The organism is Chromobacterium sp. ASV23 (assembly GCF_016428945.1).
GTDB lineage: Bacteria > Pseudomonadota > Gammaproteobacteria > Burkholderiales > Chromobacteriaceae > Chromobacterium > Chromobacterium sinusclupearum.
The window spans coordinates 1-26427 of sequence record NZ_JAELTR010000002.1; the positions used below are offsets into that span (position 1 = coordinate 1).

The window sequence follows — 26427 nt, forward strand, 5'->3', positions numbered from 1 at the left end:
AAGTTTATGTCTGGTGGCCTTAGCGAGGTGGTCCCACGCCTTCCCATCCCGAACAGGATCGTGAAACGCCTTAGCGCCGATGATAGTGTGGCATTCGCCATGTGAAAGTAGGACACCGCCAGACGCCTCATACGACAAAGCCCAGCTCACACGAGCTGGGCTTTGTGCTTTGCGCGCGCCAATCTATCCCTGTCGTCCGCTATTGCGCTTTCGAGTGCGCGAATGGCCGCCATTGACGTCTGTTTGCATCCCTCACACAATCAGCCTTTGCAGACTTTGACATGGTGGCGCCAGATGGTTACTCGCAGCAGCAAACCCGCGCGACGCATAGAGGCGGGCGGCCGCAGCCTGTTCATTCACAGCCTGCCGCGCCACTCCCTGCATGACCTCTATCACTACTGCATGACCATCAGTTGGCCGCGTTTTTACCTGTTTATCGCGGCGGCTTTCATCGCATTGAATCTATTGTTTGCCGGGCTCTATCAATTGCAAGCCGGCGGCATAGCCAACCAGTTTCCGCCTGGTTTTTTAGGCGCATTCTTTTTCAGCGTCGAAACGCTGGCGACGGTTGGCTATGGCGATATGCATCCGCAAACGCTGTATACGCATTGGATTTCCATGCTGGAAATTTTCATCGGCATGATGAGCATTGCATTGATTACCGGCGTGACGTTTGCCCGCTTCTCGCGGCCCAGGGCGCGTATCGTGTTTACCAGCAGCCCCGTAGTGCGGCCATTGAACGGTGAGCCGGTGTTGATGCTGCGCGCGGCTAATGCCAGAAATAATGTGATCATTGATGCCAGTGCCCGCCTGCGGCTGTTGCAGCAAGAGGTGACTGCCGAAGGAACGACCTTTCGCAAGCTGTACGATCTGGAACTGGTGCGGGATGAGCACCCGATGTTTGTACTCGGCTGGACGCTGATGCATAAGATAGATGAGCGCAGCCCCTTGTATCAACGCGATGCCGACTCACTGGCGGCGGTCAAGGCGCAGCTGATCTTGTCCATCAACGGCATGGATGAAACAACCATTCAGCCTATGGTGGCGCGGCATACGTTTTCGCATCAGGATATTCGTTGGAATCATGCCTTCGCCGACCTGATCTATACCGATGAAGATGAAAACGACCATGTCGACTACCAGCGCCTGCAGGAAGTCCGGCCGTTGTCATCGGCCAAGGATTAGGGCGGGTTAGGGGAGTGGGGGCGGCTAGCAGGCATTGGCCGAGAAGGTGATGATGAAGGCGGCGCCATGCCCCGGCTCGCTTTCCAATCGGATCTGGCCTTTCAGGATGACCTGAACGATGTTGTGGACCAGCGCCAGACCAAGCCCGATGCCGCCCTGGCCCATGCGGGTTGTGAAAAACGGATCGAAGACCTTGCCATGCAGTTCTGTCTCGATGCCCTTGCCGTCGTCAGCATAGCGCAGCGTGATTTCGTTGCCTTCGCGGCTGATGGCTACGGTGATGCAGCCAGTCTCCTTGCCGTCGAAACCATGAGCCAGCGAGTTGGCAATCAAGTGGGAAAGCAGTTGTTCCAGCGCGCTGGGATAGTTATCGATGATCAGATCGGACGGAGCCTGTAACTCCACTTTGACATGCGGATGATGTTCTGGCGACAGCAGGGTTTGCAGCAGTCTGGCGATGACTTGGCCGAGATTGAAGCTGCGTTTGGGTTGATCCAGTTGGTCGACTGCGATTTGTTTGAAGCGGCCGATCAAGTCGCCGGCCTGTTCGCTGTTCCTCTGCAATAAATCGCAGCTTTCCGTGGCTTTCTCCAGAAATGCCTGCAGGCCTTTGCGGGAGAGTTGTTTCTCGGCGTCTGCCTTGGCGATGGCTTCTACGTCGGCATGGATTTGAGACGAGCACAACAGGATGTTGCCGATGGGCGTGTTCAGCTCATGCGCCATGCCGGCGACCATGCGTGCCAGCGCCGCCTGTTTCTCCACGATGCTGATTTGCTGCATTGCCTTTTTCAGCTCGGCGGTGCGGATGGCGACGCGTTCTTCCAGGTGGCTGTTCAGTAATTGCAATTCCTCCTCTGCGTGCTTGCGTTCCGTGATGTCGGAGTAGGTGCCTATCATGCGCAAGGCTTGGCCCTGCGTGTCCAGGCTGACCGCCATGCCGCGTCCCAGCAGCCAGATCCAGCCTTGATCTTTGAGAAACCGGTGTTCGATGGCAAAGGACCCTTGCGGCTGGCGCAGATAACTGGCCAAGTCCGCCAAAACGGTTGGCAGGTCATCCGGATGAATGCCGGTCTGCCAAAGTTTGAAATCGGCGATTTCCTCCGGTTGGCTCAGGCCAAGCAGTTGCTGGCAACGATTGGATAAGTAAATCTCGCCGCTGGCGATGTCCCAGTCCCATACGCCGTCGCCGGCGCCTTCCAGCGCGAAGTGCCAGCGCTCCTCGCTTTCTCGCAGCGCCTGCAGCGCTTTGCGCTCGCCTGCGCGCAACAGTTCGAACTCGCGGCGTACCCGTTCCGCCTCTTCGGCGCGCAAGGCGGCGTCTTCCTGCGCCCTGGCCTTGTCGTTGTAGATCTGCCGCAGGTCTCGCTCCACCATGCTGCGAAACTGGGCCAGCAATTGGCGATAAGTTTGGGTGTAACCGTTCTCCTCGCGATCCAGAATGCAGATGGTGCCGAAGACCTCCTCGTTAGGCCAGATCAAGGGCATGCCCATATAGGAGATCATGCCCAGCTTGATGTCCGGATTGTTGCGCCAGTGCGGATCGGTCAAGGCATTGGGCACCGTCAGCTCGTTGCGGGTGCTCATCACCGTTTCGCAATAGAGGCCGGTGCCCAGATCGGCCAGCTCGTCTTCCTCATAAGGATTGCCATCGCTATGGCTGGACAGGAACACCTTTATCTTCGGTGGCTCCACGCGCATGATCAGCGCGGCGGGAATGCTGACAATGCGGGCCATCAGATCCAGCACTTGCTGCCACTTTTCCGAATAGTCGTGGCTGACCGACAAATGGCGCGTTTCCACGCGGATGGCTCGCATCAAACGGCTCCGCTTGCATGATGACTGACTGTATCAGCATAGCCGGCTGGCGCGGCGAGGGCGGAAAAAACAAGCCCCGCGAAAGCGGGGCGAGGTGCTTACAGCATCAAATTGAGCATGCGGTCTATCCGCACGCGGCTCAAGCGGGTGAGCAGTTTCTTGATCTGTTCCGGGTAGTGCTTCACGTCTTCCAGCTGGCGGTAGTGAGCCAGCGGAGTGGTGTGGCGCAGAATGCTGTGTTGTTCGGCTTCGCCCTGCGCGCGCAGGGAGCCTTGCGGGTCGCGCAGCAGCAGCGCGTTTTCCAGGTCCAGGCGGAAGGCGCGGGGATTCAGGTTGTTGCCGGTCAGCAGGATGTAGCGCGCGTCGCTCCAGATGCCCTTCAGGTGATAGGTGTTGTCGCCGTCTTTCCACAGATGGATGCGCAATTGCTGGCGCGACACGTATTGGCGCTGGCGTTTGGCGAAGCGGCGCAGATTCATCTCGTACAGATAGGGCAGCGCGCCGATCACGCGGAACGGTTGCTCCGGCGGGATGTAGAAGTCGTTGGCGGTCTTGTCGCCGACCACGATGTCGATTTCCACGCCGCGGCGCAGGGCGCGGTTGATTTCCAGCACCACGGCGCGCGGAAAGTTGAAATACGGCGTGCAGATGAACAGCTTGCTGTCCGCGCTGGCGATGATATCGAGTATCGTGCGGTTCAGCCGGTTGCCCTTGCCGATGCCGACAATGGGGGCGATGGCCAGTTGCTCCGCCGAGCCTGGCTGCAAGGCGGCGGGACGGTACTGGCTGTGCACCAGCTTGTCGCGGAACTGGCGGATCTCCTTGCGGATGCTGCGGGTGGACGGCGCGGGTTTGTCCAGCCGGAATACCGCCGGGTCGTTGAAAAACTGCTCGGCCATGAAATCGGCCATGGTATCAGCCAGCTGCGGGCTGCGGATCAGGTGATAGCGGTCGAAGCGGTACTTGTCCAGCTTGTGCAGATAAACATTGTTCAGGCTGGCGCCGCTGTAGAACACGGTGTCGTCGATGACGAAACCTTTCAGGTGCAGCACGCCGAACAGCTCGCGCGTTTGCACCGGCACGCCGTAGATCGGAATGTCCAGATCGCGGCGGGCGGCTTCCTCGCGGTACCAGCTGGCGTTGCAGTGCGACTGGTCTTCGCCTATGCGGCCGCGCTGGGCGCGATGCCAATCCACCATGACGCGCACGTCCAGCTCAGGCTGGCGTTGCTTGGCCAAGTACAGCGCGTCCAGGATTTCCTGGCCCGCTTCCTCGTTTTCCAGATACAGCGCGCACAGGTAGACGCGCCGGGTCGCCGCGGCGATCGCTTCCAGCAGCCGCAGGCGAAAATCGCTGGTCTGCAGCAGCGTGGTGAAGTCTTGCGGCGGCAGCGGAAGCCAGGGCAGGCGGGTCAACGTGGGTCGATTGAGCAGAAATGCCATGAATGCGCAGTAGATTGACGTTCAATCGACGCATCGTAGCATCGTTTGGCCGATTTGGGGGAGTGCGCGAGGGCGCAAGTGACGGCGGTCAAGCGTTTTGACGCGCCGCCGGCTGGCGGGCCGCGTGGCAAGGCGGGCCGAAATGTGCAAAAATTCCGGTAACGAGACGAATTGCAGGTTTTTTCCATGCTGGACCGGGACGGATACCGCCCAAACGTCGGAATCATCCTCACCAACGCCAAAAACGAGGTGTTCTGGGGGAAGCGCGTGCGCGAGCATTCCTGGCAGTTCCCGCAAGGCGGCATCAAACCGGGCGAAAGCCCGGAGGCCGCCATGTACCGCGAACTGCTGGAAGAAGTGGGCTTGCTGCCCCAGCACGTGAAGATCCTGGGACGCACCCGCGACTGGATGCGTTATGAGGTGCCGACCAATTGGGTTCGCCGCGAATGGCGCGGCAGTTACAAAGGGCAGAAGCAGATCTGGTTTCTGCTCAGGCTGGTGGGCCGCGATAGCGATGTTTGCCTGCGCGCGTCCACGCATCCGGAGTTCGATGGCTGGCGCTGGAACGATTATTGGGCGCCGGTGGACGCGGTGATCGAGTTCAAGCGCGATGTGTACGAGCGCGCTTTGTCCGAGCTGTCGCGCTTCCTGCGGGGCGTGGAGAGCCACGACGCCTACCTGGCGCGCATCGCCGCGGCGCAGAGCGAGCAGTGAGCGGGCCGCGCAATTTTGCAGCACAGCGACGGCGGGCAATGCCCGCTGTCTTTATTTGAGCCGTCCCATATGGACGGCGTCGACGTGAAACGCCGACAGGGTAAGACCACAACATGACTCAACAATACGACGAATCCTCGGTACGGGTGCTCAAGGGGCTGGAGCCGGTCAAAGAGCGGCCCGGCATGTACACCCGCACCACCGATCCCACCCACATCTGCCAGGAAGTGATAGACAACGCCGCCGACGAGGCGCTGGGCGGCTACGCGCGCAAGATCGCCGTCACCGTGCACCAGGACGGCTCGCTCAGCGTGGAAGACGATGGCCGCGGCATTCCGGTGGGCCTGCATCCGCAGGAAGGCGTGCCGGTGGTGGAGCTGGTCTTCACCCGCCTGCACGCCGGCGGCAAGTTCAACAAGAAGGACGGCGGCGCCTATGCCTTCTCCGGCGGCCTGCACGGCGTAGGCGTATCGGTGACCAACGCGCTGTCCACCCGGTTGGAAGTCGAGGTCAAGCGCGATGGCGGCGTGCACCGCCTGGTGTTTTCCGGCGGCGACGTGATCGAACCGCTGGCCCGCGTGGCAGACTGCGGCCCGCGCACCAGCGGCACTCGCGTGCGGGTGTGGCCGGACGGCAAGTATTTTGAAAGCCCGCGCTATTCGATGCAGGAGCTGGAGCGGCTGCTGCGCGCCAAGGCGGTGCTGCTGCCCGGCGTGGCGGTGACGCTGACGGTAGAAAAGCCCAGCGGCGACGAGGTCAAGGTTTGGCAGTATCCGGAAGGCTTGAAGAGCTATCTGGCCGAATTGTGCAACGGCGACGAACCGGTGGCGCCGCTGTTCGCCGGCGAAGCCTATATCGGCGACGACCACGAGCAGTTCGCCAAGGGCGAGGGCGCGCAATGGGCGATGGCCTGGTTCGAAGACGGCGCCAGCGGCGAGAGCTACGTCAACCTGATCCCCACCCCGGTGGGCGGCACGCATGAGGCCGGCCTGCGCGCCGGCGTGTTCGACGCGGTGAAGAGCTTCATCGACCACCACAACCTGCTGCCGCGCGGCGTCAAGCTGATGGCTGAAGACGTGTGGAGCCGCGTGCGCTTCGTGTTGTCCGCCCGCGTGCTGGACCCGCAGTTCCAGGGCCAGACCAAGGACAAGCTGACCAGCCGCGACGCGCTGAAGCTGATCTCGGGCCTCGCCCGCGATCCGGTCGAGCTGTGGCTGAACCAGCATGTGGAAGCCGGCAAGAAGATCGCCGAGCTGGCCATCCGCCAAGCGCAGAGCCGCCTGAAGTCGGTCAAGAAGGTGGAAAAGAAGAAAGGCTCCGGCGTGGCGGTGCTGCCGGGCAAGCTGACCGACTGCGAAAGCGAGGACATCGAGCGCAACGAGCTGTTCCTGGTGGAGGGCGATTCGGCCGGCGGTTCGGCCAAGCTGGCGCGCGACAAGGAATACCAGGCTATCCTGCCGCTGCGCGGCAAGGTGCTGAACAGCTGGGAGACGGACAAGGACCAACTGTTCTCCAATGCCGAAATCCACGACATTTCCGTGGCGATAGGCGTGGACCCGCATGGCCCGAACGACCAGCCGGACCTGTCCGGCCAGCGCTACGGCAAGATCGCCATCCTGTCCGACGCCGACGTGGACGGATCGCACATCCAGGTGCTGCTGTTGACGCTGTTCTTCCGCCATTTCCCGCGGCTGGTGGAAAACGGCAATATCTACATCGCCCAGCCGCCGCTGTTCCGCGTCGATGTGCCGGGCCAGGGCAAGACCCGTCCGCCGCGCAAGCTCTATGCGCTGGACGAGGGCGAGATGACCGCCATCCTGGATCGTCTGCGCAGCGAGGGCGTGCGCGAGAACGCCTGGACCATTTCCCGCTTCAAAGGCTTGGGCGAGATGAACCCGGAGCAACTGAAAGACACCACCATGAACCCCGACACCCGCCGCCTGGTCAAGGTGCAGGTGCGCCCCGGCATGCTGAAGGAAACGCTGGACATGTTCGTCATGCTGATGGGCAAGGGCGAAGCGTCCAGCCGCCGCAGCTGGATGGAAGCCAAGGGCAACGAGGTGGAAGCCGATATCTGATCCGCCGCCTTGGCGTATTCCCGAACCCGCCCGCTTGGCGACAGGCCGGCGGGTTTTTTGCGCTTTGCGTCGCTAACCAAGCCTCGCAGAGGCCCAGAGCCAAGGGCGGCGACGCAGGATCAGACGCGGCGCTAATCGTAGCGCGCCAGCAGCGCGGCGATTTCCTGCTTGCCCTGTGGCGATGAGCAAGCGGCGCGCAGCTTGTCCAGCATGGCGGCGTCGCGCGCCAGCGGGTGGGCGCGCGACACATAAACCGCCATCGGCTCGTTGCTGATCGACAGCTCCGCCCATTTGTCCCCCGGCGTCGATATCTCGCGCAGGGTGCGGCCGCAGCCGGGACGGACGCACATCATCGCGTCCAGCCGGCCGATGCGCAGCATGCGGAAGCCCTGATGCAGATCGCTGACGTATACCCTGTCCGCGCCGCTATCGGCGAGGAAGTCGTCCAGAGTGTGGGTGCCGCGCAGAATGCCGACCGGGCGCTGCCGCAGATCGGTCTGGCTCAGCTTGCGGCCGGCATCATGGTAGATCACGGACAGCCGGATCGCCGTCGGGCGGCACACTTCCAGGCCGAAGCCATCGCGCTCCGCCGACGCGGTAATCAGCGCCAGCGCGTTCTGGCCGCTTTTGAGGTCTTCCACCACCCGCGGCAGCGGCCGGATGTCCTGGCGCAGCTGCAGGCCGCTTTGCGCGGCCAGCCAGCGTAGGAAGCGCGGCGCCAAGCCGTCGCCGCTGGCGGCGTCGCCCCATGGCTCTATCGCCTGGCTGGACGACTGCACCGGTTCTGCGTGCGCCGTCTGCAACCACAATATCGATACCAGCATCCCCAGCCATGTCCTGCCCATTGCCGCCCTCCGCCATTGCGCGCCCAAGGCGTCGGGCGCGGCTAGTGCAGTATAGGCAGGCGTGTGCGCCGCTCAGGGGCGGACAGCATGATTCTTACCATCGCCTTCAGGTGGAGCGTTCCTTGGAAAAGATGCCGCGCAGTCCATCGCTATCCGGCCCGAAGTGGCGGCGGCATTTCAGACTGCGGCTTCGATCGGTCAGATCTTGTAAGACGGATTACCACACCGTCAGCGTCTGGCCGTTGGCGATGCCTTCCACGCTGCGCACATAGGCCAAGGCGGCGCGGGCGGCGGGCACCGCTTCGAAGCCGGGGAAGTAGGGGGCATAGCCTTCCCATGACTCCTGCAGCACATTCGGGCTGACGACATTGATGCGCTGGCCGCGCGTCAATTCCAGCGCGGCGGCGGCGGCGAAGCCTTCCAGCGCGCGGTTGACGGCGGTGGCGTTGCTGCCGTGGCGGATCGGCTGGGCGCTGACGATGCCGCTGGTCAGCGTGATGGAGCCGCCGTCGTTCAGATAGTGCTGGCCGGTCAATGCCAGGTCGATCTGGCCCAGCAGCTTGTTTTCCAGGCCGATGCGGAAGTCGGCGGCAGTCATCTCCGCCAGCGGGCCGAAGTGCAGGCTGCCGGTGGCGCTGACGATGGCGTCGAGACGGCCTGCCTGTTCGAACATCCGTTGCACGCTGGCGCTGTCGGTGATGTCGACGCGCAAGTCGCCGCTGCCGCGGCCGGCGGTGAGAATCTGGTGGTGGGACAGGGCGTGCTGGACGGCGCGGCCCAGCGTGCCGCTGGCGCCTATTAGCAGGATTTTCATGGTGTTTCTCCAGTGGGGTGAACGATGAGCGTAGTGTGCAGGGATTAGCCGTTTTGATTAATCCGTTATGATGAACAGGATTCATAACCTGGAGTTTCTAATTTATGGACAGGCTGCTCAGCATGGAGTTGTTCGTCGCCGTGGTGGACAAGGGGAGTTTCACCGCGGCCGCGGAGGCGCATCGGTTGTCCCAGCCCATGGTCGGCAAGCATATCGCCGCTCTGGAAAAGCGCCTGGGCGGCCGGTTGCTGGTGCGCACCACCCGGCGCCAGCAGCTGACTGAGCTGGGGCAGCACTATTACCAGCGCTGCCGCGCCATCCTGGCGGAGCTGGCGGCGGCAGAGGATGCCGCCGAGCTGCTGCGGCAACAGCCGCGCGGAGTGCTGCGGCTCAATGCTTCGGTGACGTTTGGCAGCTTGCGCCTGGCGCCGCTATTGGCCGAATTCATGGCGCGCTATCCGGAGATAGGCGTGGAGCTGGAGTTGAGCGACCAGTTGGTCGATTTGGTGGCGGACGGCTACGACGCGGTGTTCCGCATCGGCCAGCTGGCCGACTCCGGCATGGTGGCCAGGCGGTTGAAACCCTATCGGATGATGATCGCCGCCTCGCCGGCCTATCTGGCCACGCGCGGCACGCCGCAGACTCCGGCCGATCTGGCCGGCCACGACTGTCTGGGATTCAGCCGCTGGCAGCGCGATGACGGCTGGGACGCGCTGGCCCGCCGGCACGGAGTGGAGATCGCCGCCAGCCGTTTCCAATGCAACCAAGGCCAGGCCTTGCGGCAGCTGGCGCTGGCCGGCGCGGGGCTGGCGCTGCAGGCGGAGGCGCTGCTGGCCGACGATGTGGCTTCGGGCCGGCTGGTGTCTTTGCTGGATGGTTATCTGCCGCCGCCCAAACCCATGCACCTGATCTACCCGGCGGACCGGCAGCCCTTGCCGAAATTGAGGGTCTTCGTCGATTTCATCGTCGAGCGCCTGGGCGCGCTGTGAGTTTTATTGACCGCCCCTGTCAGAAATTCTCGTTTGTAGTGTTCCTGGCCCAAGAGTAGTGTCAAAGCATGAATACCGAACTGATCAAACCGCGCCGGCGCGACTTGTTCGCCGGCTTCTTCTCCGTCGGCATCACCGGCTTCGGCGGCGTGCTGCCGCAGGCGCACAGCATGCTGGTGCAGCGTCGGCGCTGGCTGTCCGAGGGCGATTTCGCCGAGCAGCTAGGGCTGTGCCAGGTGCTGCCCGGCCCCAATATCGTCAATATGGCAGTGTCGGTCGGCGCGCGTTTCCACGGGGCGATGGGCGCGATGGTGGCCGTGTCCGGCTTGCTGCTGGCGCCTTTGGTCATCGTGCTGCTGCTGGCGTCTCTTTATGGCCGTTATCGCCAGCTGCCGCTGGTGGAGCAGGTGATGCACGGGCTGGCTTCCGCCGCGGCCGGCCTGCTGCTGGCGATGGCGCTGCGCCTGCTGCCCAGGCTGGAGCGGCGCGGCTGGAGCGCGCTGGTGGTGATTGCCACCTTCGCCGCCATCGCGCTGTTCCGTTTGCCCTTGCTGTGGGTGTTGCTGGCCACGATACCGCTGGCGCTGGGCCTGGCTTGGCTGAGCAAGGGAGGGCGCGGGGAATGATCTTGCTGACCTTGCTGTGGGAGTTTGGCTTGTTGTCGCTGATGGCGGTGGGCGGCGCCAATGTAGTGCTGCCGGAGCTGCAGCGCATCGTGGTGGCGCATGGCTGGATGAGCGCGGCGCAGCTGGCGGAGTTGTTCGCGCTGGCCCAGGCCGCGCCGGGACCGAATGTGCTGGTGGTGAGCCTGGTGGGCTGGCATGTGGCCGGTGTGGGCGGCGCGCTGGTCAGCATGCTGGGCATTTGCCTGCCGTCGTCCTTGCTGAGCTTTTATGTGTCGCGCTGGTGGGCGCGCCACCGCGGCGGCGAGCTGACTGGGCTGTTGAGCCGCGCCTTGCTGCCGCTGACGGTCGGCTTGATCGGCGCCAGCGCCTGTTTGCTGCTGCAGGCGGCCAACCGCGGCTTCGCCGGCTGGGGGCTGAGCGCCGCGGTGGCGCTGTTGGCCTGGAAGCGCAACTGGAACCCCTTATGGTTGCTGTTGCTGGGCGGCGTGGCGGGCGGCTTGGGCTGGCTGTGATCTGCGGCCATAATGGCCTTATCGCTATGTAATGGACCGCATATGGCCAAGATGCTGAGTCTGTTGCTGCTGGGGTGCTGGCTGTCGCTGGCTCAGGCGGCCGGCGTGCAGATCAATTATGCGCTGGTGTCAGGCGACAACGATCCGCACTGGCCGTATATCCAGGCGCTGTTGCTGCTAGCTTGCGGCCAGATGAACCTGCGCTGCGAGCTGCTGGCCGCGCGCGACATGAACCAAGGCCGGGCGATGGAGCAGATGCAGCGTCCGGACAGCAGCGTCGACCTGTTCTGGGGCATGACCAGCCGCGAGCGCGAACGCAAGCTGTTGACCGTGCGCATCCCGCTGGACAAGGGGCTGATAGGCTGGCGCGTGCCCTTGATCAACGCCGACCGGCCGCAGCTGTTCAAGGACGTCAAGACGCTGCGGCAATTGAGCGCGTTCCGGGCCGGCCAGGGCCAGGACTGGCCGGATACTCAGATCTTGCAGCATGCCGGCCTGCCGGTGCTGACCAGCCCGGACTACCCCAATCTTTTTTCCATGCTGCGCCAGCGCCGCTACGACTACTTCCCGCGCAGCGTGATCGAGGTGCAGCAGGAGCTGGCATCGCCGTCCGGCAAGGGACTGATGCTGGACCCGTATCTACTGCTTCATTATCCCACCGCCTTTTATTTCTTCGTTTCGCCGCAGCGGCCGGAGCTGGCGCGGATGCTGCAGCAGGGTCTGGAGAAGAGCGTGCGCGATGGCAGCTTCGACCAGCTGTTCAAGACCTTCAACAGCGACCATCTGCGCGCCTTGAAGCTGTCCGGCCGCACCGTGATCGAGCTGGACAACCCGCTGCTGCCGGAAGGCACGCCGCTGTCGCGGCGCGAGCTGTGGTTCCATCCGTGAGGACGCTTAGATCATGTCTTCCGGCCTGACCCAGGCATCGAACTGTTCCGCGCTGAGATAGCCCAGCGCCAGCGCGGCCTCGCGCAAGGTGGTGCCGTGATGGTGGGCGTGCTTGGCGATGGCCGCCGCCTTGTCGTAGCCGATGTGCGGGTTCAGCGCCGTGACCAGCATCAGCGAGCGCGCCATCAGCTCGGCGATGCGGGCGCGGTTGGCCGCCATGCCGTCCACGCAGTGCTCGCGCAGGCTGTCCATGCCGTCGGCCAGCAGCCGCGCGCTTTGCAGGAAATTGTGGATGATCAGCGGCTTGAACACATTCAGTTCGAAATTGCCGGAGGCGCCGCCTATGGCCAGCGCCGCGTCGTTGCCCAGCACCTGGCAGCACAGCATGGTCATCGCCTCGCATTGGGTGGGGTTGACCTTGCCCGGCATGATGGAGCTGCCCGGCTCGTTTTCCGGCAGGGTCAGCTCGCCCAGGCCGCTGCGCGGACCGGACGCCAGCCAGCGGATGTCGTTGGCGATCTTCATCAGCGCGGCGGCCAGCGTTTTCAGCGCGCCGTGGGCGAACAGCAGCGGCTCGTGGCCGGCCAGGGCGGCAAACTTGTTGCCGGCGCTGGCGAACGGCAGGTTGCATTCCTCTGCCAGCCGCGCGGCTACCTTGTCGCCAAAACGCGGATCGGTATTGAGCCCGGTGCCGACCGCGGTGCCGCCAACGGCCAGCTGGCACAGCATGGGCAGCGTCGCGCGCACGGCCTCTTCGGCCAGGCACAGCTGCGTCGCCCAGCCGGAGATCTCCTGACCCAGTGTCAGCGGCGTGGCGTCCTGCAGATGGGTGCGGCCTATCTTGACGATGTCGGCGAATTCGGCGGATTTGGCCTCAAATGCTTGCCGCAGCAAGGTCAGCGCAGGCAGCAGCCTGGCGTGCAGCTGCTCCGCCGCGGCGACGTGCATCGCGGTGGGGAAAATATCGTTGGACGACTGGCCGCGATTGACGTCGTCGTTGGGATGGACCAGGCGGCCTTCGCCGCGCTTGCCGCCCAGCAGCTCGGAGGCGCGGTTGGCCAGCACCTCGTTCATATTCATATTGCTCTGGGTGCCGGAGCCGGTCTGCCAGACCGACAGCGGGAACTCGCCATCATGGCGGCCGGCCAGCACTTCTTCGGCGGCGGCGGCGATGGCCGCGGCCTTGACCTCGTCGAGCGTGCCCAGCTCGCGGTTGGCGATGGCGCAGGCGCGTTTGACCCGGGCCAGCGCCAAGATCAGCTCCGGCGGCATCTTCTCGCTGGAAATATGGAAGTGCGCCAGCGAACGCTGGGTTTGCGCTCCCCACAGCGCATCGGCGGGCACGTCTATCGGGCCGAAGCTGTCGCGCTCGGCGCGCATGGATTTTTTCATGTCATCATCCTTTCCTGGCAGAACCGCTGGCGGGGCGGGCTGTCCTACGTTTGTTCAGAAGCAGATCTCGTGGGCGGTCGGCAGACCGCTCTTCCATCGTGGCCTTTCCGGCCCGCACGGCCGGCGTTCACCGGAGTCGATCATGTCCCTGCAAGCTCAAGACAGTCTGCGCGAATTTACCCTGGCTTCGGGCCGGCGCGCGTTTTTCCATTCGCTGCCGGCGCTGGCGGCGCTTGGCGTCGGCGATGTCAGCCGGCTGCCGGTGTCGCTGCGCATCGTGCTGGAGTCGCTGCTGCGCAAGCTGGATGGCCAGCGTATAACCGAAATGCATGTTCGGCAACTAGCCGGCTGGCAGCCGCAAGCCGAGCGCAGCGAGGAGATTCCCTTCGCCGTCGCCCGCATCTTGCTGCAGGACTTCACCGGCGTGCCGCTGTTGTGCGATCTGGCGGCGATGCGCAGCGCCGCGGCGCGTTTTGGCAAGCCGCCGGCGCGGATCGAGCCGCTGGTGCCGGTGGACCTAGTGGTGGACCACTCGGTGCAGGTGGACTACTTCCGCGAGGCCAATGCCTTGGATCTGAACATGAAACTGGAATTCCAGCGCAATGCCGAGCGCTATCGCTTCATCAAGTGGGGCATGCAGGCTTTCGAGACGTTCAAGGTGGTGCCGCCGGGCATCGGCATTGTCCATCAGGTGAATCTGGAGCATCTGGCGCGCGGCGTGCTGCAGGATGGCGATGTCTACTATCCGGACACCCTGGTCGGCACCGATTCGCATACCACCATGATCAACGCGTTGGGCGTGGTGGCTTGGGGCGTCGGCGGCATCGAGGCCGAGGCCGGTATGCTGGGCCAGCCGGTGTATTTCCTGACGCCGGATGTGGTGGGCGTGCATCTGAAAGGCCGGCTCGCGGCCGGCGTCACCGCCACCGATCTGGTGCTGGCGGTGACCGAGCTGCTGCGCGGCGCGCATGTCGTCGGCAAGTTCGTCGAATTCTTCGGCGAGGGCGCCGCTTCCTTGACCTTGCCGGACCGGGCGACGCTGGCCAATATGGCGCCGGAGTACGGCGCGACCATGGGCTTCTTTCCGCCGGACGAACGCACCGTCGATTATCTGGCGGCGACCGGACGCAGCGACGAGGAGATCGACGCCTTCCGTCGCTATTTCCAGGCGCAGCAGCTGTTCGGCATGCCGCAGGCGGGAGAGATCGAATATAGCGAAACTCTGGTGTTGGATTTGGCCTCCATCGTCCCCAGCGTGGCCGGCCCGCGCCGGCCGCAGGACCGCATCGCGCTGACAGCGTTGAAGCCGCGCTTCAGTGAGCTGTTGCGCAAACCGGCGGCGGATGGCGGCTATGGCAAGGGCGCCGCGGTCGCTTCCGGGCGCGCGCTTGCCGACGGCGCGGTGCTGATCGCGGCCATCACGTCCTGCACCAATACTTCCAATCCCGGCGTGATGCTGGCCGCCGGCCTGCTGGCGCAGAAGGCGGCGGCGCGCGGGCTGACCGTGGCGCCGCACATCAAGACCTCGCTGGCCCCCGGCTCCCGCGTGGTGACCGACTACCTGGGCAAGGCCGGCCTGCTGGAGCCGCTGGCGCAGCTGGGTTTCCGCGTGGTGGCTTACGGCTGCACCACCTGTATCGGCAACGCAGGCCCGCTGGATGCGGATATCGAGACCGAAATCTCCGCGCGGGAGCTGGTGTGCGCGGCCGTGCTGTCCGGCAACCGCAATTTCGAGGCGCGCATCCATCCGGCGCTGAAGGCCAATTTCCTGATGAGTCCGCCGTTAGTGGTGGCTTTCGCCATCGCCGGCCGGGTGGACATCGATCTGGACGCCGAGCCGCTGGGCATGGGTAGCGACGGCCAGCCGGTGTTCCTGCGCGAGGTCTGGCCCAGCCAGGACGAAGTGGCCGCGGCGCTGGCCCAGGCGGCCGATCCGGAAACCTATCGCCGCCTGTACCGCGATCTCGGCAGCCTCAATCCGCTGTGGGGCGGCATCGTGGCCGATCGCGGCGAGACCTATGGCTGGGCGCCGTCCAGCTATATCGCCGAGCCGCCGTTTTTTGCCGATTTCGCGCTGACGCCGCCGGCGCCAAAGCCAGTGCGCGGCGCGAGGGCGCTGGCGATCTTCGGCGACTCGGTCACCACCGATCACATCAGCCCCGCCGGCTCGATCAAGCCGGCGTCGCCGGCCGGCCTGTACCTGCAGGCTCAAGGCATCAAGCCCGCGGACTTCAACAGCTACGGCTCGCGTCGCGGCCATCATGAGGTGATGATGCGCGGCACCTTCGCCAATGTGCGCATCCGCAACCTGATGCTGCCGCCCGGCGCCGATGGCCGGCCGGTGGAGGGCGGGCTGACGCTGCATCAGCCGGACGGCGCGCAAATGGCGATCTACGACGCCGCGATGGCCTACCAGGCCGAAGGCACGCCGACCGTGATCTTCGCCGGCGAGGAGTACGGCACCGGCTCCAGCCGCGATTGGGCGGCCAAGGGCACGCGGCTGCTGGGCGTGCGCGCGGTGATCGCCAAAAGCTTCGAGCGCATCCACCGCTCCAATCTGGTGGGCATGGGCGTCTTGCCCTTGCAGTTTCAGCCGGAGGACAGCGCGGCGGGCCTGGCGGGCGACGAAACGTTCGATCTGGAAGGGCTGGACGGCGAACTGAAGCCGCGCCAGGACGCGACTTTGGTGATCCGCCGTCCGGACGGCGGCGAGCGGCGGCTGCGGCTGACGCTGCGCATCGACACCCCGGTGGAGGCGGAATACTACCGCCACGGCGGCATTCTGCCGTATATGCTGCGCCAGTTGCTGGCCTGAGCCTACCGGCTGGCAGCGCGCGTCCTGACAAGGCGCGGCCGTTTTTTTGAGCGGCCGCAGTCGGGCCCCGGCGCGCGCTGCGCTATAATGGCCGCCGATTTCCATAGCCGCGTGACGCCATGACCCAGCTGAAAAACGATACCTTCCTGCGGGCTCTGCTGAAGGAGCCGGTTGAATACACCCCGATCTGGATGATGCGCCAAGCCGGACGCTACCTGCCGGAATACCGCGCCACCCGCGCCCGCGCCGGCAGCTTCATGGGCCTGTGCACCAGCCCGGACTACGCCACCGAAGTGACGCTGCAGCCCTTGGAGCGCTTTCCGCTGGACGCGGCCATCCTGTTCTCCGACATTCTGACGGTGCCGGACGCCATGGGCCTGGGCCTGTATTTCGCCGAAGGCGAGGGGCCGAAATTCCAGCGCCCGCTGCGCGACGAAGCCGCCATCCGCGCGCTGGTTCCGGCCGAGCTGGACAAGCTGCGGTATGTGTTCGACGCCGTGGCCAGCATCCGCCAGGCGCTGGACGGCCGCGTGCCGCTGATCGGCTTCTCCGGCAGCCCGTTCACGCTGGCCTGCTATATGGTGGAGGGCGGCGGCTCCGACGACTTCCGCCACGTCAAGGCCATGCTGTACAGCCGGCCTGAGCTGCTGCACCACATCCTGGAAATGAACACTCAGTCGGTGATCGCCTACCTGAACGCCCAGATCGATGCCGGCGCGCAGGCGGTGCAGATTTTCGACACCTGGGGCGGCGCGCTCAGCCATGCCGCTTACCGCGAGTTTTCGCTGGCTTATATGCAGCGCATCGTCGCCGGCCTGAAGCGCGAGGCCGATGGCCGTCGCGTGCCGGTCATCGTGTTCACCAAGGGCGGTGGGCAGTGGCTGGAAGACATCGCCGCCATCGGCGCCGATTGCGTGGGCCTGGACTGGACCACCGACATCGGCCGGGCGCGCGCCCGCGTCGGCGCCAAGGTGGCGCTGCAAGGCAATTTCGATCCCAATGCGCTGTTCGCGGAGCCGGCCGCCATCGAGCGCGAAGTGGCACGCATCCTGGCCGGCTACGGCCAGGGCAGCGGTCACGTGTTCAATCTGGGGCACGGCATTTCGCAATTCGCCGACCCGGCTCATGCCGGCGCCTTGGTGGACGCCGTCCATCGTTTGTCCCGCCGCTATCATTGCGATTGAGCGGCGCCGGCGGGCGAGATGGCGCGGCCCGGGGCGGCTGCGCCATCTTGGTGCGTTGGACGGTGTTTTGAAGGATTTTCTTCAAACAGACGGAAGACTCGATTGCAGAATTTCTTAGCGGCGCCGGGCGAAAGGCGCTTGATTTTTTTAAATTTTTATTAAATTTTCATCGCTTGCACGGCGCTAAGCCATTGCCGCATGGCAGGGTATTCTTGCCCGCCGCTAGGCTGTTCGAGTACGAATCAAGTCGTTGATGTCGATGCCCCAACATGCGGGTTGACAGCCGAAGCGGCTGGTGTTCCAGAAGTTATGCACACCGCCTAGTCCCTGCGTCCTGCCTTGTCAAGCATGGGCGGCAAAAAAAATAGCAACGATTTAAGTTGTTGAAAATAAAAGACTTTTACATTTGATTAATTTTTGTGCAATCCAGCGGAAACACTGATTTAGCGGCTTTTTGCTGGCTATCGCCAGGGTTGTTCACAAAGTTATCCACAAGATCTGTGCACAGCGAATGCAAAGCCTTGTCGCAGCAGGGTTTGCCGAGGAAGAGCATAAATGTCCGAGCGGGATTCTGTTCAAGTGGCGGTCGACGTGCCGCTGGCCGGAACGTTCAGTTACCTGACTGAATCGCCTGTCATGAGCGGCATGCGCGTCTGCGTCCCCTTCGGTCCGCGGCGGCTGTGTGGCGTCGTGGTCACGCCGATACCGGGGGAGGGTGTGCCGGATTGCGACAGCGCCAAACTCAAACGCATCGAAATGGTGCTTGATGGCCTGCCGCCGCTGCCCGAGGAGTTTCTCGCCCTGGTCCGTTTCGCCGCGGATTATTACCACCACCCGCTGGGGCAGACCTTGTTCGCGGCCTTGCCGACCACGCTGCGCGAGCCGCGGGACATCAAGCGGCCGGACCGTCGTCCCTTCGCGCTGACCGCGCAGGGCCTGGCGGAGCCGCCGCCGGCGCGGCAGAAGGCCAGACTGGCTTTGTGGCAGGCCTTGCTGGACGGGCCGTTGACCTTGGAGGCCGCCAAGGCCCATACGCCGCAGGCCGGCAAATGGCTGGCCGACTGGCTGGCCGAAGGCAAGGCCGAGCGCGTGGCGCTGGAGCCGCCAGCCTTGCAACTGGGCGAATCGCCGGCGCTGAACGACGAGCAGCAGGCGGCGCTGGACGCGTTGCGCCGCAGCGAGGGTTTTCAGCCCTGGCTGCTGCATGGCATCACCGGCAGCGGCAAGACCGAGGTTTATCTGCGGCTGATCGCAGACAGCTTGGCCACCCGCCTCCAGGTGCTGGTGCTGGTGCCGGAAATCAATTTGACGCCGCAGCTGATCGACCGCTTCGCGCGCCGCTTTCCCGCCAGCCGCATCGTGGTGCAGCACAGCCATCTGGCCGATGGCGAGCGCTTGCAGGGCTGGCTGGATGCCTGGCATGGCGAGGCCGATGTGGTGATCGGCACTCGGCTGTCGGTGTTCACGCCGCTGCCGCGGCTGGGGCTGATCGTGGTGGACGAGGAGCATGACGGCTCGTTCAAGCAACAGGACGGTTTGCGCTACCATGCGCGCGACCTGGCGGTGTGGCGCGCGCGCCGCGCCGGCATCGCCATCGTGCTCGGCTCGGCCACGCCCAGCCTGGAGACGGTGGCCAATGTCGAGGCCGGCCGTTACCAGAAGCTGGCCTTGAGCCGGCGCGCCCATGGCGCGGCGCGGCTGCCGGACGTCCGGCTGGTGGACACCCGCCGCAAGAAGCTGGTGGAGGGTTTGGGCGAGCCGGTGCTGGAGGCCTTGAAAACCAGGCTGGCGCGCAAGGAAATGAGCCTGGTGTTCATCAACCGCCGCGGCTTCGCGCCGGTGGTCGCCTGCACCGCCTGCGGCTGGACCAGCGGCTGTCCGCATTGCTCGGCCAAGCTGGTGGTGCACCTGATGGAGCGCAAGCTGCGCTGCCACCATTGCGGCTGGGAGGAACCGGTGCCGCCGGCCTGCCCGGACTGCGGCGATCCCGACATCAAGCCGCTGGGCGAGGGCACGCAGCGGCTGGAATCGGCCTTGCAGCGCATGCTGCCGGAGGCGCGGGTGTTGCGCATCGACCGCGACACCACCAGCCGCAAGGATGCGTGGGACGAGATTTACCGCAAGGTGAACGGCGGCGAAGTGGACATCCTGGTGGGCACCCAGATGCTGGCCAAAGGCCACGATTTCGGCACGCTGTCGCTGGTGGCGGTGCTGGGAGCGGACGGCGGGCTGTATTCAGCCGATTTCCGCGCCTCGGAGCGCTTGTTTTCACAGCTGATGCAAGTGGCTGGCCGCGCCGGGCGCGCGGAGTCGCCGGGCGAAGTGCTGGTGCAGACGCAATGGCCGGACCATCCCTTGTACCAGGCCTTGGTGGCGCACGATTTCGACGGCTATGCCGCCAGCCTGCTGAACGAGCGGCGCCAGGCCGGTTTCCCGCCCGGCGTGTTTCAGGCCTTGCTGCGCGCCGACAGTCCGCAGCTGGCGCAGGCCACGGCTTTTTTGCGGGAAGCGCGCCAGGCGCTGGAGCCGTTGGCGGAGGGCGTGCTGATCTCGGGCCCTGCGCCGGCGCTGATGGCGCGGCTGGCGCAGCGCGAGCGCGCGCAATTGGTGCTGGAATCGCCGCAGCGCGCCGCGCTGCATCGCCTGTTGGATGTTTTGCCGCCGCTGCTGGATGGCTTGGCCAAGACGCATGGCCGCGCCCTGCGCTGGTCGTTGGATGTCGACCCGCAGGATTGGTGAAAGGATGAAAATGAAATACGCGTTTGTCGCGCTGATTTTTGCCGGGCTGGGCGCCCAGGCTTCGGCGCTGGACCTGCATGGCCTGAAGCCGGACGAGGTGGCGGTATGGGCGGCGCCGGTGGAGGGCGGCGCGCCGCTGGCCAGCCACCGCGCCGACGAGCCGGTCAACCCGGCCTCGACTATGAAGCTGCTGACCGGCTGGGCCGCGTTGAACCGGCTGGGGCCGGACTACCGCTGGAAGACCGCGTTGCTGTCGGCCGCGCCGGTGGAGGGCGAGGCGCTGAAGGGCGATCTGTACTGGCTGGGCGGCGGCGATCCGCGCTTCGACAACGGCAATCTGCTGAGCCTGTTGTACAGCCTGCGCTTGCGCGGCATCCGCCAGCTGGACGGCCGGCTGCTGCTGGACAAGCGGGCCTTCGGCAAGGTCGGCGGCGCCGATGATTTCGACGACGACGCCGGGCGCGCCTTCGTGGTCGGTCCCGATACCCATCTGGTGAATCTGAAAGTGGCTTGGCTCACCTTCTACCGCGACGGCCAGAACGCGCGCGTGGTGCTGGATCCGCCGCTGGCCGGCGTGGAAGTCCGCAGCGAGCTGAAGCCGGGCGGCGACGAGCCGTGCCCCGATGTGCGGCGTTTTGTCTCCATCGCCAACGACGGCCGCCATGTCAGCGTTGCCGGCAGCCTGCCGCAGGCCTGCGACGGCCAGCGCGCCTACGTCAATGTGCTGGAGCACGACGAATTCGCCGCGCAGGACTTCGCGGCGCTGTGGCATGCGCTGGGCGGCGTCGGCCCCTTGCGCACGGAGCAGGGCACGGCGCCGGACGGCGCGCGCGAACTGGCGGCCTGGCAGTCTCAGCCCTTGTCGGTAGCGTTGGCCGACATCAACAAATACAGCAACAACACCATGGCGCGCACGTTGTTCCTGACGCTGGGGCGCGAGGCCGGAGGCGGGGACGACACCGCCGCCGCGGCAGAGCGCGCCTTGCGCGACGAGTTGCAGCGCCGCGGCATCGCCGACGCGGACGCGCTGCAGCTGGAGAACGGTTCCGGCCTGTCGCGGCGCGAACGGGTGACGGCCCGGTTGCTGGGAGAGGTGCTGCTGGACGCGGCGCGCGGACCCTATGCCGGCGAGTTCATCGCCAGCCTGCCCATCGCCGCCACCGACGGCACGCTGAAGAAGCGCTTCGCCGATCTCGGCCCGCGCCTGCGCATGAAAACCGGCACGTTGAACGACGTCAAGGCACTGGCCGGCTACTGGCAGGCTGCGGACGGCAGGCGGCTGGCCATCGTCGCCATCGTAAACGGCCCGCGGGCCAAGGCGTCCGGCCCGGCGCTGGACGCGCTGGTGTCGGATCTGGCCCTGAGTTTCAATACCGCGGCGATGCGACCCAGCGCAAAGCCTTGAGCGGCCAACTCAGGCTATAATCGTCGGCGATTGATATTTTACCCAGGCAATGAACATGAAACCGGTAACGATGTACACCACCGCGGTCTGCCCCTACTGCGTCCGCGCCAAACAATTGCTGGTCAGCAAGGGCGTCAGCGGCATCACCGAGATCCGCATCGACCTCGACCCGGCCGAGCGCGACAAAATGATGGCGCTGACGGGCCGCCGCACCGTGCCGCAAATCTTCATCGGCGAGACCCATGTCGGCGGCTGCGACGACCTGGTGGCGCTGAACCAGGCCGGCAAGCTGGACACGCTGCTGGCCGACTGAGCGGCGCGCCCATCCGCGGTGTTGGCCGTGGCCGGCTTTCGTGCGATGATGCCCGCCGTTGGACCGATAAAATTCTACCGTCATCGAGACGGTTTTTTGTGAGATAGAACATGAGCGAACAACAAGAGCTGCAACCGGCGTTTTCCATCGAAAAAATCTATGTGAAGGACTTGTCGCTGGAGGTGCCGAACGCGCCGCAGGTATTCCTGGAACAAGCCCAGCCGGAAATCGACATGCAGCTGGCCAGCGCCGGCCAGCAACTGGATGACGGCTTCTTCGAAGTGACCCTGACCGTCACCGTGACCGCCAAGCTGCCGGAAAAGACCCTGTTCCTGTGCGAAGTGGCCCAGGCCGGCATCTTCCAGATCCGCAACATCCCGGCCGAAGACCTGGACCCGATCCTGGGCGTGGCCTGCCCGAACATCCTGTTCCCGTACGCCCGCGAAGCGGTGTCCAGCGTGGTGAACCGCGCCGGCTTCCCGCCGGTGCTGCTGGCCCCGATCAACTTCGAAGCCCTGTACATGCAGCAGCGTGCGCAGCAGGCCGAAGCCGGCAACGCCTGAGGCTGACCGGATGAAGCGCCTCGTTATCACGCTGCTGCTGGTCCTGGGCGTCGCCCAGGCCGCCCAGGCCCTGGAGTTCCGCTCGGTCAAGGAAACCGGCGTCGCGTTATACGAGGCGCCCACGCTGACCGCCAAGAAACTGTTCGTGGTCAGCCGCTATTACCCGGTGGAAGTGCTGCAAAGCCAGAAGGAATGGGCGCGCGTGCGCGACGCCACCGGCGGCATCGCCTGGATTCCTTCCGCCGCGCTGTCCAAGCAGCGCTGGCTGCTGGTGGTGTCCGCCCAGGCCGGCGTGCGCGACAAGGCCGGCGAGGACGGCAAGCTGCTGTTCACCGTGCCCAAGGACGGGGTGGTGGAGATGCAGGACGCGCCGCAGGCGGGCTGGGTCAAAGTCCGCCACCGCGACGGCAGCGTCGGCTATGCTCGAATCACCGACCTCTGGGGTTTGTAAGGGCTTGCCATGAAACTGGCCATACTTGGCGCCGGCGCTTGGGGAACCGCGCTGGCGATCGCTTTTTCCCGCCACCATCAGGTGACGCTGTGGGGCCGCGACCCCGCGCAAATCCAACAGATGGCCGATGAGCGCGTCAACCGGCGCTATCTGGCCGATTGTCCGTTTCCCGACGCGCTGAATGTGTCGGCCGATTTGGCCGAGGCGGCCGACGGCGCCGAGCTGCTGTTGATCGTCACGCCGATGTCCGGCCTGCGGCCCACGCTGCGCGCGCTGACGGCCCTGGACATCGCCTTGCCGCCCATCTTGTGGGCGTGCAAGGGCTTTGAATCCGGCTCCAGCCTGCTGCCGCATCAAGTCGTGGCGGAGGAGCTGCCCAGCGATCACCGCTGCGGCGTGCTATCCGGCCCCAGCTTCGCCCGCGAAGTGGCGCAGGATCTGCCCTCAGCCGTGACCATCGCTTCCGACGACGCCGAATTTGCCGCCTATGTGGCGCGGGAGCTGCACAGTCCGCGCCTGCGGCTGTACGCCAATAACGACCTGGTGGGCGTGGAAGTGGGCGGCGCGGTCAAGAACGTGATGGCGATCGCCACCGGCGTGGCCGACGGCCTGCATTTCGGCCTGAACGCCCGCGCCGCGCTGATCACCCGCGGCCTGGCCGAGATCACCCGCCTGGGCGTCGCGCTGGGCGCCAGCCAGCAAACCATGATGGGCTTGTCAGGCATGGGCGATCTGATCCTGACCTGCACCGGCGAGCTGTCACGCAACCGCCAGGTTGGCCTGAAGCTGGCCGAGGGCAAGCCCTTGGAACAGGTGCTGCAGGAGCTGGGCCATGTCGCCGAAGGCGTGGCCACGGCGCGCGAAGTGCTGACCATGGCAGAACGCCTGCAGGTGGACATGCCGATCACCGCCGCCGTGTGCGGCCTGCTGTATCAGGGCAACGACCCGCAGCAGGTGGTGGACGGCCTGCTGGGCCGATCGCCCAAATCCGAGTCCGGCGGCGCGCTGGACTGATCGCCGCGCCGAAAGCGCTTGAATGACCAAGGCCGCACCCGATCGGGGCGGCCTTTTCGTTTGCCCCTAGGGGCTGTTGACGTTTGGTGAGTGGATCGCGTTTGCGCCGATTTGGGCCGGAAGCAAGGCGCACAGTCCGCCGCATAGTCATTCTATGCAAGGGCTGGGCAACGTGGCTTCCGGCCCAAAGCGGCCAAACCCGCAGGGCCGGGCGCCTTTCGTGCCGACTCTTCGTTGTTCCGCGCTGGCAGAGAATGACTATGCGGCGCGCGAAACGCCTCGATTCGGCGCAAAACGCATCCCGGCGCGACCGCTCACAAAACGTCAACAGCCCCTAGTGGCTTGGTGAGATGCCTAATCTGAGATTTTCCGTGCGATAGGCGATGTATGGAGCGCCCGGTTTGGCCGGGCTTGCGCGCTATTTTGAGGATAGGCCCAGCGCATAGCGTATCACGCCGCGCTTCAGCGGCCCGGCCTTGTCGGCCAGCCGCAAGCCCAGTCCGCGCAGCGCCTTCAGCGGCGGTATGTCGTTGCCGAATCCATAGCAGAACGCGTCCATGCCGGTCTGCATCGCCAGGTTGGCCGGCTTGCGCGCGCGCTGATAGCGCGCCAGCGTCTTCTCGCTCGCCCAGTCCTCGCCCTTGGCGTGGGCGTCCAGAATGGTCTTGGCCAGCAGCGCGGCGTCCTGGAAGCCCAGGTTGACGCCCTGGCCGGCCAGCGGATGGATGGTGTGGGCGGCGTCGCCGGCCAGCGCCACGCCTTCGCGGACATAGCATTGGGCATGACGGCGGGTCAGGCCGAAGCTGCCGCGCGCCGCGATGCGCTTGATGCCGGGCAGTTTGCGCGGGAAAGCCTGGCTGACGGCGGCGATCAGCTCGTCATCCGGCAGCGCCAGCAGCCGCTTCACCTCTTCCGGCCGGTGATACCACACCAGGGACGCGGCGTCGCCGCACAGCGGCAGGAAGGCGAGCGGGCCGCTGGGGGTGAAGCGCTGCCAAGTGATGTCCTGCTGTTCGCCATCAATATGGCAAGCCAGCACCAGCGCATGCATCGGGTAATCCCAGCTGGTGATGCCGATGCCGGCCGCCTCGCGCACCTGGGAGCGCGCGCCGTCGGCGGCGACCAAGAGCCGCGCCTGCAGCTGGCTGCCATCCGCCAGCGTCAGTTGCGAGGCCTGCGGCCGGTAGACGATATCGCGCACCACCGCCGGGCAGCGATAGTCGATGTCGCCCTTGTCGCGCAGCGCCGCGGTGGCGGCCAGCTGCACCACGCGGTTCTCCACGATGTGGCCCAGCTCCGGCACGCCGGCTTCGGCGGCGTCGAACAGCGTGCCGCAAGACTCGTCCTGTTCCCATACCTGCATGCGCCGGTACGGCGCGGCGCGCATCGCCAGCACCTGGTCCCAGGCGCCGATGCGCTGCAGAAAGGCGGCCGATGCCGGACTGATGGCCGAGACGCGCAAGTCCGGCGCTTGTTCCGGGGCAAACGGCGCCGGCGCTTCGCGCTCCAGCACCGTGACCGACAGTCCGCTGCCGGAGAGCGCGGCGGCCAGCGCGCTGCCTACCATGCCGCCGCCGACGATGACGATGTCGCGATGTTCCATTGCATTCTCCTTGCTGTGCCGGCCATCGGCGCAAATGGGCGTCATTCTGACAACGACGGCATGGCCGCGCCTTGGTCTGGATCAAGCCTGTCGTCCAGCAGCGCGCGCATCCGCGGCACCACGTACTGGATGAAAGCCTCGTACTTGCGCGGCAGCGGGTGGCGATACGGGTAGACCAGGAACACCGGCCAGCAATCATGGCTCCAGCCCGGCAGCACCGGTACGAGGCGGCCGCTTTTCAGGTGCTCGCTAGCGACATAGCGCGGCAACAGGGCGATGCCGCTGCCGGCAATGGCGCCGGATAGTAGCGGGGCGTACTGGTGGCTGCTGAACACCGGCTGTATGCCGATCTGTTTTTGCACGCCGTCTTTTTCCAATAGCCATTCCGGCGTGGCGCGCAGCTTGGGGCGGCTGGTGTCCAGCAGGATGCGGTGGCGCGCCAGGTCTTCCGGTTCCACTAGCGGCGGCGCCTTGGCCAGGTAGTCCGGCGAGGCGTAGGCCCATTCGCGCACAAAACCCAGCGGTTTGGCCACCAGCGCGTCATCGTGGACGTTGCGGGTGCGGATGCAGAAATCCAGGCCTTCGGCTATCGGGTCTTGCAGCCGGTTTTCCACCTGCAGATTCAGCTTCAGGCCAGGATGCAGCACGGCCAGCTCGGCCAGGATGGGGGCCAGCAGGTACTGGGCGAACGAGGTGATGGAGCTGATCACCAGCGGGCCGCTGACTTCTCCCTCCGCCTCGTTGATGTCTATGCGCGCGCGCTCCAGCAGGCTGCGCAGCTCGCGCGCGTGCGCGGCCAGGCGCTGGCCGGTTTCAGTCAGCGCCACGCGGCGGGTGTTGCGCAGCACCAGCACGGAGCCCAGGTCTTTTTCCAGGGCCTTCACCAGTTGGCTGATCCGGCTCTTGGTGCAGTCGAGTTCCTCGGCGGCGGCGGTGAAGCTGCCGCAGCGGACCAAGGCGTCGAAGGCCAGCAGCGCTTGGGCATCGGGTAGGTGGTTTGTTCTCATTTCTTGAACAGTGTGTCATGACATATGGGCTTT

The 26427-nt window shown here is 65.3% G+C and carries 22 protein-coding genes and 1 rRNA gene; 16 read left to right on the forward strand and 7 right to left on the reverse strand.

What is annotated here, in order from left to right:
- Window positions 1–9: 9 nt before the first annotated feature.
- Both rrf and JHD59_RS01185 read left to right on the forward strand, forming a co-directional pair.
- Window positions 10–124: ribosomal RNA gene (gene rrf, locus JHD59_RS01180) — 5S ribosomal RNA — on the forward strand.
- A gap of 98 nt (window positions 125–222) precedes the next feature.
- A complete protein-coding gene (locus JHD59_RS01185) occupies window positions 223–1185 on the forward strand; it encodes an ion channel (protein ID WP_233163832.1) in 963 nt (320 codons plus the stop codon).
- Window positions 1186–1209: 24 nt separating this feature from the next.
- On the opposite strand, the gene JHD59_RS01190 is transcribed toward JHD59_RS01185, so the two are convergent.
- Both JHD59_RS01190 and pssA read right to left on the reverse strand, forming a co-directional pair.
- Window positions 1210–3000 (reverse strand): GAF domain-containing sensor histidine kinase, encoded by a 1791-nt coding sequence (locus tag JHD59_RS01190; RefSeq protein WP_233163833.1) that lies wholly within the window; start codon window positions 2998–3000, stop codon window positions 1210–1212.
- Between the two features lie 98 nt (window positions 3001–3098).
- Window positions 3099–4442, reverse strand: coding sequence for a CDP-diacylglycerol--serine O-phosphatidyltransferase (pssA, locus tag JHD59_RS01195; protein WP_199152836.1), 1344 nt, complete (start codon window positions 4440–4442; stop codon window positions 3099–3101).
- A gap of 186 nt (window positions 4443–4628) precedes the next feature.
- On the opposite strand from pssA, the gene JHD59_RS01200 reads away from it, so the two are divergent.
- On the forward strand, window positions 4629–5156 hold the full coding sequence (locus tag JHD59_RS01200) for an RNA pyrophosphohydrolase (protein WP_189338848.1): 528 nt from the start codon (window positions 4629–4631) through the stop codon (window positions 5154–5156).
- Window positions 5157–5269: 113 nt separating this feature from the next.
- Window positions 5270–7234 carry a DNA topoisomerase IV subunit B gene (gene parE, locus JHD59_RS01205; protein ID WP_103319772.1) on the forward strand — a complete coding sequence of 655 codons (1965 nt, stop codon included), beginning with the start codon at window positions 5270–5272 and terminating at the stop codon, window positions 7232–7234.
- 131 nt (window positions 7235–7365) lie between these two features.
- On the opposite strand, the gene JHD59_RS01210 is transcribed toward parE, so the two are convergent.
- Both JHD59_RS01210 and JHD59_RS01215 read right to left on the reverse strand, forming a co-directional pair.
- A complete protein-coding gene (locus JHD59_RS01210) occupies window positions 7366–8058 on the reverse strand; it encodes an ABC transporter substrate-binding protein (RefSeq protein ID WP_199152837.1) in 693 nt (230 codons plus the stop codon).
- Window positions 8059–8296: 238 nt separating this feature from the next.
- Window positions 8297–8893 (reverse strand): short chain dehydrogenase, encoded by a 597-nt coding sequence (locus tag JHD59_RS01215; protein WP_103319767.1) that lies wholly within the window; start codon window positions 8891–8893, stop codon window positions 8297–8299.
- A 104-nt stretch (window positions 8894–8997) separates the two neighbouring features.
- Here JHD59_RS01215 and JHD59_RS01220 point away from each other — a divergent pair, with 104 nt between their 5' ends.
- The 4 genes from JHD59_RS01220 to JHD59_RS01235 all read left to right on the forward strand — a co-directional run bounded on the left by JHD59_RS01220 (window position 8998) and on the right by JHD59_RS01235 (window position 11908).
- Complete coding sequence (locus JHD59_RS01220; protein ID WP_103319765.1) at window positions 8998–9882, forward strand: LysR family transcriptional regulator; 885 nt, start codon at window positions 8998–9000, stop codon at window positions 9880–9882.
- Window positions 9883–9950: 68 nt separating this feature from the next.
- On the forward strand, window positions 9951–10508 hold the full coding sequence (locus JHD59_RS01225; RefSeq protein WP_199152838.1) for a chromate transporter: 558 nt from the start codon (window positions 9951–9953) through the stop codon (window positions 10506–10508).
- On the forward strand, window positions 10505–11020 hold the full coding sequence (locus tag JHD59_RS01230) for a chromate transporter (RefSeq protein ID WP_199152839.1): 516 nt from the start codon (window positions 10505–10507) through the stop codon (window positions 11018–11020). The genes JHD59_RS01225 and JHD59_RS01230 overlap by 4 nt, the downstream gene beginning before the upstream one ends.
- A gap of 42 nt (window positions 11021–11062) precedes the next feature.
- Entirely contained in the window at window positions 11063–11908 is an 846-nt protein-coding gene (locus tag JHD59_RS01235; protein ID WP_199152840.1) for a hypothetical protein, read from the forward strand.
- A 6-nt stretch (window positions 11909–11914) separates the two neighbouring features.
- On the opposite strand, the gene fumC is transcribed toward JHD59_RS01235, so the two are convergent.
- Window positions 11915–13300, reverse strand: coding sequence for a class II fumarate hydratase (gene fumC / locus JHD59_RS01240; RefSeq protein ID WP_199152841.1), 1386 nt, complete (start codon window positions 13298–13300; stop codon window positions 11915–11917).
- A gap of 142 nt (window positions 13301–13442) precedes the next feature.
- Here fumC and acnA point away from each other — a divergent pair, with 142 nt between their 5' ends.
- From acnA to JHD59_RS01280, 8 genes are all read left to right on the forward strand, one after another.
- Window positions 13443–16115, forward strand: a complete 2673-nt coding sequence (gene acnA, locus JHD59_RS01245) for an aconitate hydratase AcnA (protein ID WP_199152842.1) — start codon at window positions 13443–13445, stop codon at window positions 16113–16115.
- Between the two features lie 119 nt (window positions 16116–16234).
- Window positions 16235–17299 (forward strand): uroporphyrinogen decarboxylase, encoded by a 1065-nt coding sequence (gene hemE / locus JHD59_RS01250; protein WP_199152843.1) that lies wholly within the window; start codon window positions 16235–16237, stop codon window positions 17297–17299.
- Window positions 17300–17854: 555 nt separating this feature from the next.
- Entirely contained in the window at window positions 17855–20038 is a 2184-nt protein-coding gene (locus tag JHD59_RS01255) for a primosomal protein N' (RefSeq protein ID WP_199152844.1), read from the forward strand.
- 4 nt (window positions 20039–20042) lie between these two features.
- Window positions 20043–21443: a D-alanyl-D-alanine carboxypeptidase/D-alanyl-D-alanine-endopeptidase gene (gene dacB / locus JHD59_RS01260; RefSeq protein ID WP_233163834.1), complete on the forward strand. Its 1401-nt coding sequence runs from the start codon at window positions 20043–20045 to the stop codon at window positions 21441–21443.
- Between the two features lie 55 nt (window positions 21444–21498).
- A complete protein-coding gene (gene grxC, locus JHD59_RS01265; protein ID WP_199152845.1) occupies window positions 21499–21756 on the forward strand; it encodes a glutaredoxin 3 in 258 nt (85 codons plus the stop codon).
- A 110-nt stretch (window positions 21757–21866) separates the two neighbouring features.
- Complete coding sequence (gene secB, locus JHD59_RS01270) at window positions 21867–22319, forward strand: protein-export chaperone SecB (RefSeq protein WP_103319995.1); 453 nt, start codon at window positions 21867–21869, stop codon at window positions 22317–22319.
- Between the two features lie 10 nt (window positions 22320–22329).
- A complete protein-coding gene (locus tag JHD59_RS01275) occupies window positions 22330–22770 on the forward strand; it encodes an SH3 domain-containing protein (protein ID WP_043620680.1) in 441 nt (146 codons plus the stop codon).
- 9 nt (window positions 22771–22779) lie between these two features.
- The gene (locus tag JHD59_RS01280; protein WP_199152846.1) at window positions 22780–23784 is read left to right on the forward strand and encodes an NAD(P)H-dependent glycerol-3-phosphate dehydrogenase; all 1005 of its coding nucleotides are present in this window, start codon (window positions 22780–22782) and stop codon (window positions 23782–23784) included.
- A gap of 418 nt (window positions 23785–24202) precedes the next feature.
- Here JHD59_RS01280 and JHD59_RS01285 read toward each other — a convergent pair whose 3' ends face one another.
- Entirely contained in the window at window positions 24203–25387 is a 1185-nt protein-coding gene (locus JHD59_RS01285; protein WP_199152847.1) for an FAD-dependent oxidoreductase, read from the reverse strand.
- Between the two features lie 41 nt (window positions 25388–25428).
- Window positions 25429–26394, reverse strand: a complete 966-nt coding sequence (locus tag JHD59_RS01290) for a LysR family transcriptional regulator (RefSeq protein WP_199152848.1) — start codon at window positions 26392–26394, stop codon at window positions 25429–25431.
- Window positions 26395–26427: the final 33 nt, after the last annotated feature.

Coding starts and splice junctions, on each gene's coding strand:
- grxC (WP_199152845.1), top strand. CDS start 21,499: ATGAAACCGGTAACGATGTACACCACCGCGGTCTGCCCCTACTGCGTC.
- JHD59_RS01215 (WP_103319767.1), bottom strand. CDS start 8,893: ATGAAAATCCTGCTAATAGGCGCCAGCGGCACGCTGGGCCGCGCCGTC.
- hemE (WP_199152843.1), top strand. CDS start 16,235: ATGACCCAGCTGAAAAACGATACCTTCCTGCGGGCTCTGCTGAAGGAG.
- JHD59_RS01230 (WP_199152839.1), top strand. CDS start 10,505: ATGATCTTGCTGACCTTGCTGTGGGAGTTTGGCTTGTTGTCGCTGATG.
- JHD59_RS01290 (WP_199152848.1), bottom strand. CDS start 26,394: ATGAGAACAAACCACCTACCCGATGCCCAAGCGCTGCTGGCCTTCGAC.
- JHD59_RS01280 (WP_199152846.1), top strand. CDS start 22,780: ATGAAACTGGCCATACTTGGCGCCGGCGCTTGGGGAACCGCGCTGGCG.
- JHD59_RS01225 (WP_199152838.1), top strand. CDS start 9,951: ATGAATACCGAACTGATCAAACCGCGCCGGCGCGACTTGTTCGCCGGC.
- JHD59_RS01210 (WP_199152837.1), bottom strand. CDS start 8,058: ATGCTGGTATCGATATTGTGGTTGCAGACGGCGCACGCAGAACCGGTG.
- JHD59_RS01200 (WP_189338848.1), top strand. CDS start 4,629: ATGCTGGACCGGGACGGATACCGCCCAAACGTCGGAATCATCCTCACC.
- secB (WP_103319995.1), top strand. CDS start 21,867: ATGAGCGAACAACAAGAGCTGCAACCGGCGTTTTCCATCGAAAAAATC.
- acnA (WP_199152842.1), top strand. CDS start 13,443: ATGTCCCTGCAAGCTCAAGACAGTCTGCGCGAATTTACCCTGGCTTCG.
- JHD59_RS01220 (WP_103319765.1), top strand. CDS start 8,998: ATGGACAGGCTGCTCAGCATGGAGTTGTTCGTCGCCGTGGTGGACAAG.
- JHD59_RS01185 (WP_233163832.1), top strand. CDS start 223: ATGGCCGCCATTGACGTCTGTTTGCATCCCTCACACAATCAGCCTTTG.
- JHD59_RS01235 (WP_199152840.1), top strand. CDS start 11,063: ATGGCCAAGATGCTGAGTCTGTTGCTGCTGGGGTGCTGGCTGTCGCTG.
- JHD59_RS01285 (WP_199152847.1), bottom strand. CDS start 25,387: ATGGAACATCGCGACATCGTCATCGTCGGCGGCGGCATGGTAGGCAGC.
- fumC (WP_199152841.1), bottom strand. CDS start 13,300: ATGAAAAAATCCATGCGCGCCGAGCGCGACAGCTTCGGCCCGATAGAC.
- JHD59_RS01255 (WP_199152844.1), top strand. CDS start 17,855: ATGTCCGAGCGGGATTCTGTTCAAGTGGCGGTCGACGTGCCGCTGGCC.
- dacB (WP_233163834.1), top strand. CDS start 20,043: ATGAAAATGAAATACGCGTTTGTCGCGCTGATTTTTGCCGGGCTGGGC.
- pssA (WP_199152836.1), bottom strand. CDS start 4,442: ATGGCATTTCTGCTCAATCGACCCACGTTGACCCGCCTGCCCTGGCTT.
- parE (WP_103319772.1), top strand. CDS start 5,270: ATGACTCAACAATACGACGAATCCTCGGTACGGGTGCTCAAGGGGCTG.
- JHD59_RS01275 (WP_043620680.1), top strand. CDS start 22,330: ATGAAGCGCCTCGTTATCACGCTGCTGCTGGTCCTGGGCGTCGCCCAG.
- JHD59_RS01190 (WP_233163833.1), bottom strand. CDS start 3,000: ATGCGAGCCATCCGCGTGGAAACGCGCCATTTGTCGGTCAGCCACGAC.